The following is a 4,718-nucleotide window of genomic DNA, read 5'->3' on the forward strand; positions in this document are numbered from 1 at the left end:
ATTCCTGAACCTGTCATCAGAGTCGTCCTCAAGCAAAGTTAACACCTTTGCTCTCCACTCTTTCCGGGCAAGTCCAGTCGATGATGACGTAGAGATTGAAGAACTGCCCCTTGTTCGGTCCCTTCAGCTTGGTGATGTCCCACGACCACACCTGGTTGGGGCCAAGCGCCAGCAATTCGGGCTTGGCATAGGCGGGGTGGCGGGCCTAGTCGCGGCGCTGGCGCACCTCGCGGTTGGCCGCCAGCAGGCGATACATGGAGCGGATCGAGCAGAGATAGCGCCCTTCATCCAGCAGCGTGGCATAGACCTCGGCTGGGGCCAGGTCGACGAAGCGCGGTTCGTGCAGGACGTCCAGCACGGCTTGGCGTTCCGCCGCCGACAAGGCGCGATGATGGGGCTTCCTGGGCGGCGGCGCCTCTGGTGGCGGGGGCGCTCGACGGGGGTAAAGGCCGCTCCGGTCGAGCCCCAGGACCGCACAAACCGCCCGGCGCAAGCCGATGGGCACCTGTGCCGCGATGGTGGCCGTCAGGGCTCGCCGTCGCTCCCGGTCAGGCCGATCTCCATCAGGGCTGCAACTTTTTTTTGAATGTCGATGGCAAGCTGGGCCACCTCCAACTCGCGCCGGAGCTTGGCGTTCTCCCGCCGCAAGGCGCGGGTTTCATCGTCAGTGGCAGGCTTCGCCGAGGCCATGCGGGCCGGAGGGCCGCGCTTGATGGCCGCCAGCACGCCATCCCGCCGCTGCTGACGCCATTTCGCTACCGAAGACGAATAGATTCCTTCGCGCCGCAGAACGGCACCGATTTCCCCGGAATGCTGGCAGCCATCCAGTTCGGCCAGCAACGCCGCCTTATAGGCGGCGGTGAAACTGCGCCGTCGTGGCCTTGCCGTCACCTCCAGATCTGGAGGTGACGGCAAGGCCACGACATCATCTCCACCAACTGCATTCGAAGGCTTTTCCCCGGACATGCTCGCTTTCCTCTGATCCGTGCTCACTCAACTCCACGCAGGGAGTTTGTGGCAAGGATCATTGGCACAGAGGGAAAGTGTTTCGGGGGCGTTGACATGCGTGACTTCGTGGGTCTGTGCGCGCGACAAATAGCCTGTGCTTAAAAATGCTGCCATTTGTCAGAAGCCCACCCGTAATGATACGCTTTTCATCCCCGCTTTGCCGATGAACAGTCATTCGGCACCGCCTGGGCAGGAGGACATGTGGCATGAAGCTGGCGATCAAGGGACGCTTGGCGTTGATCTGGGTGATCGGCATTGCCGCCCTGGCCGCCATGGGCGGGATTCTCATTCATATTCATCACGCCATGAAAGACGGCAGCGAAACCAGCCGGCAACGCACCGCCGACCTTGCCGTTTTGAATGATTTGAACGGAAATCTGATCCGCCTGACCTTGGTCGCCATGGATTCCATCATCGACCGGGAAGGCGGGACGATTTCCGCTGAACGATCCCAGTTGATCGATCAATTGGCGGCCAGTTTGCGGGAAGAGGCTGGCAAAGCCATCGCCGCCGCCGATACGTCCGAGGAAAAAGCGGCTTTAGCCACCTTGCAAAGGGACGTCGCCGCCTTGGTGGCGGCGATTGGCGGCGATTTGCGCAAGGCCATTACGACACAAGCCGGACAAGAAGAATTTGACCGCCTGGACGACGTCATCGATCAGGCTAGCGAGAAAATTGAAATCCCTGTGGACTTTGTCCGGGGATCGCTCAGAAATGAAATGGCCAAGGCCTTCGCCGAAGAAAAAAACACCGCCGATTCGGCCCTAAGAAATGGCTTGATTACCCTGGCCTTCAGCATCATGGCGTTGTCGCTGTTATCATTTTTGGTCGGCAACACCATCGTTGGACCTTTGTCCAAGCTGACCGCGGCCATGCAGGCTTTGGCTGGGGGCGACACCCAGGTTGAAATTCCTAATCGTGGCGCCAGCGACGAAGTCGGCATCATGGCGCGGACGGTGGAGGTGTTCCGCGATGGCCTGGTGCGCGCCGATCGCTTGCAGACGGAACAAGCCAATGCCAAGGCCGAAAGCGAGACCGTGCGCCGCGACAGCCTGAACGCACTGGCCGGGCGTTTCGAAACCCAGGTCAAGGACGTTGCCGCCACCGTCTCCGCTGCCGCGACCCACATGAAAACCACCGCCGAAACCTTGGCCGACAGCTCCGACGAATCCAGCCGCACCGTGGCCGCCCTGGCCGCCGCCGCCCGTCAGACCGCGGTGAATGTGGAAACGGTGGCGGCGGCGGCCGAGGAATTATCCGCGTCGATCGGCGAAATTTCCCGCCGAGTGGCCGAATCCTCTTCCATCGCCAGCGGTGCGGCGACGGAAATCCGTAGCGTCAACGAATTAGCCCACAAATTGGACAGTTCGGCCCAATGTATCGGCAATGTCATCGGCCTGATCAACACCATCGCCAGCCAGACCAACTTGCTGGCCCTGAACGCCACCATCGAAGCGGCCCGCGCCGGTGAGGCCGGCAAGGGTTTCGCCGTCGTCGCCAACGAAGTGAAATCGCTGGCCAACCAAACAGCCAAGGCCACCGAGGAAATCGCGTCGCAAGTCCGCGAAGTCCAAACCGCCACCACCGGCGTCGTCAATGCCATCGGCGGTGTCAGCAAGACCATCGAGGATATCAGCGCCATCGCCAGCGGCGTTGCCGCCGCCGTCGAGGAACAAGGCGCCGCCACGGCGGAAATTGCCCGCAATGTTCAGCAAGCCGCCAGCGGCACCAGCGAGGTTTCGCGCAATGTGGAGCATATGACCGATGTGGTTGGAAAGGTCAGCGAGGGCGCCTCGCAAGTCTTGATCGCCGCCGACGATCTGACCGGCAACGCCGTCGCCCTGACCGCGCAAGTGGACACCTTTCTCACCGAGGTTCGCAGCGGCTGACGCGTGATGGCGCCGGCGATTTCCTGGGCGAAGGCAAGGCCGATGACGACTTTCAACCCCTCGTGGACGTCGGAGAGGGACTGTCAGGAATTCTGTGTACACGGGCTGACATAATGGGAAAGACGGAGATTGCCCATGCCGGTACGGAAACGCCCGAGCATCTCGGATGATTTTAGCCGGAACGGAGGCGAAGGCCGCGTTTCTTGAGACCGGCGGCATCTCCTCCCGTTGCAGTATCTGGGCCGGTTGGGGCGCGCCATGGCTGGGTGACGGCGGTGGAACGTACCGTGCGGTCATGACCGGTTTTTCCTTCCCATCGCGGGTCGCACCATCAGGGTCTCGCACTCTTGGGTACAAGCAAAGCGTTTATTGTCGGCGGGGATGCTATTCAGATTCTGTTCAGCTGTGACTGGTTATGGTCGGTCAACAGGTGGAAATGTGACATCAGGGGGGGATATGAGCGACGCCACCGATATAAGTGATCAGCCTTATCCCATTCGCCGGCTGTTCTATACCCGCATGGTCCCGGCTTTGGTTGTGGCGGGCATGGTGCTGCTGGGAGGGGGCTGGATCGCCGTCAATTCGCTCGAGCGCCATGTCTATCTGGAAACGACCCAGCGACGGGTGGAGACCACGGTTGGCCTGGCCGAGCGGGCCGAGCCCGAGGTCTGGAACCGTTTGCTGTCCGGCGAAAGCCCGGCGGCGGTCTTTGCTGATCCATTGAGTGCGCGGGCCACGGCCATGCTGGAAGCGGTGGCCAAGGACGGCCACGCCCTGCAATTGAAGATTTTCGACCAGCGCGGCGTCACTCTTTATGCCACCGATATCGGTGATCTTGGCGTGCGCGAGGAAAATGAATTGCTGCGTCAGGTCCTGAGCTCGGGCACGGCGGCGATCGAGACCACCGTGCGAGATGATCAGCTTTTGTACGAAATTTACATCCCCATCGAAGCCGGCGGTCATCGGATCGCCTTCGAGGTCTACGAACCGGCCAGCGTGCTTGATGAGATCATTGTCGATAGCTTCGCTCAGTTCGCGGTGCTGCCAGCGTTTATTTTGCTGGCTTTCGGCTTGTGGCTGGGGCGGATCGTCCACAATGCCCAGGCCGATATCGATGCCCGGCTGGGATTGCAGCAAAGCCTGCGCCGGCAGTTGGAACGCTTTGTTTCGCAAAGTGCCGGGGCGGCGGCGCGGCTGTCGCCGGATGGCTCGGCGCCGATTACCCGCTCGGGCATGACCTTGTTTTATTCCGACGTGCGCGACTTCTCCAGTCTGGCGGAATTCCATCCGCCCAAGGCGACGGTGGATTATCTCAATGAATTGATGACCCGGCAGGTGGAAGTGGTCAGCCGTCACGGTGGTGACGTCGACAAGATGATCGGCGACGCCCTGCTGGTGCGCTTCGAGGGCGCCGACCGCGAGGCCCGCGCCCTGCTGGCCGCTCAGGAAATCCTGACCGATCTGGCGGCGCGGCCAATGGCGCGCGGCATCGGCGTCGGCATCTATGACGGCGAGGCCATCTTGGGGGCCATCGGACCGAAGGAACGTCAGGACTTCACCGTCATCGGCGACAGCGTCAATCTGGCGGCGCGGTTATGCTCGCTGGCCAAGGAAGGCCAATTGGTGGTCGATGAACTGGCGCTCCGCCGCTCGGGGCTGGCCGATGACGGCTATTCCCCGGCCGAAGAAAACCAGGTGAAGGGGCGCAGCGCCCTGGTCAGCGTGCGGCGGTGGTCGCCCCCCGGGCTTTAGCAGGGTGCGGAAAAAGGCGTGTTCGCGCCCCCTTTCCCCGTCGGTCCGAAGCGTTCAGCGGCGTCGACG

The 4,718-nt window shown here is 61.9% G+C and carries 4 protein-coding genes; 2 read left to right on the top strand and 2 right to left on the bottom strand.

All coding sequences use genetic code 11. The features are described from left to right. Window positions 1–205 precede the first annotated feature (205 nt). A complete protein-coding gene (locus tag KEC16_RS19475) occupies window positions 206–505 on the bottom strand; it encodes a hypothetical protein (RefSeq protein WP_211552061.1) in 300 nt (99 codons plus the stop codon). A 20-nt stretch (window positions 506–525) separates the two neighbouring features. Continuing rightward, a complete protein-coding gene (locus tag KEC16_RS19480; RefSeq protein ID WP_211552063.1) occupies window positions 526–966 on the bottom strand; it encodes a transposase in 441 nt (146 codons plus the stop codon). A gap of 248 nt (window positions 967–1,214) precedes the next feature. On the opposite strand from KEC16_RS19480, the gene KEC16_RS19485 reads away from it, so the two are divergent. Then, entirely contained in the window at window positions 1,215–2,897 is a 1,683-nt protein-coding gene (locus KEC16_RS19485; protein WP_211552065.1) for a methyl-accepting chemotaxis protein, read from the top strand. A gap of 456 nt (window positions 2,898–3,353) precedes the next feature. Then, window positions 3,354–4,649 carry an adenylate/guanylate cyclase domain-containing protein gene (locus tag KEC16_RS19490; protein ID WP_211552067.1) on the top strand — a complete coding sequence of 432 codons (1,296 nt, stop codon included), beginning with the start codon at window positions 3,354–3,356 and terminating at the stop codon, window positions 4,647–4,649. Window positions 4,650–4,718 lie beyond the last annotated feature (69 nt).

The organism is Magnetospirillum sulfuroxidans, from assembly GCF_018224925.1.
GTDB lineage: Bacteria > Pseudomonadota > Alphaproteobacteria > Rhodospirillales > Magnetospirillaceae > Magnetospirillum > Magnetospirillum sulfuroxidans.

What these genes read in the sequence shown, in the direction of transcription:
- KEC16_RS19490 (WP_211552067.1), top strand. Translation starts at nt 3,354, where the DNA reads ATGAGCGACGCCACCGATATAAGTGATCAGCCTTATCCCATTCGCCGG.
- KEC16_RS19480 (WP_211552063.1), bottom strand. Translation starts at nt 966, where the DNA reads ATGTCCGGGGAAAAGCCTTCGAATGCAGTTGGTGGAGATGATGTCGTG.
- KEC16_RS19485 (WP_211552065.1), top strand. Translation starts at nt 1,215, where the DNA reads ATGAAGCTGGCGATCAAGGGACGCTTGGCGTTGATCTGGGTGATCGGC.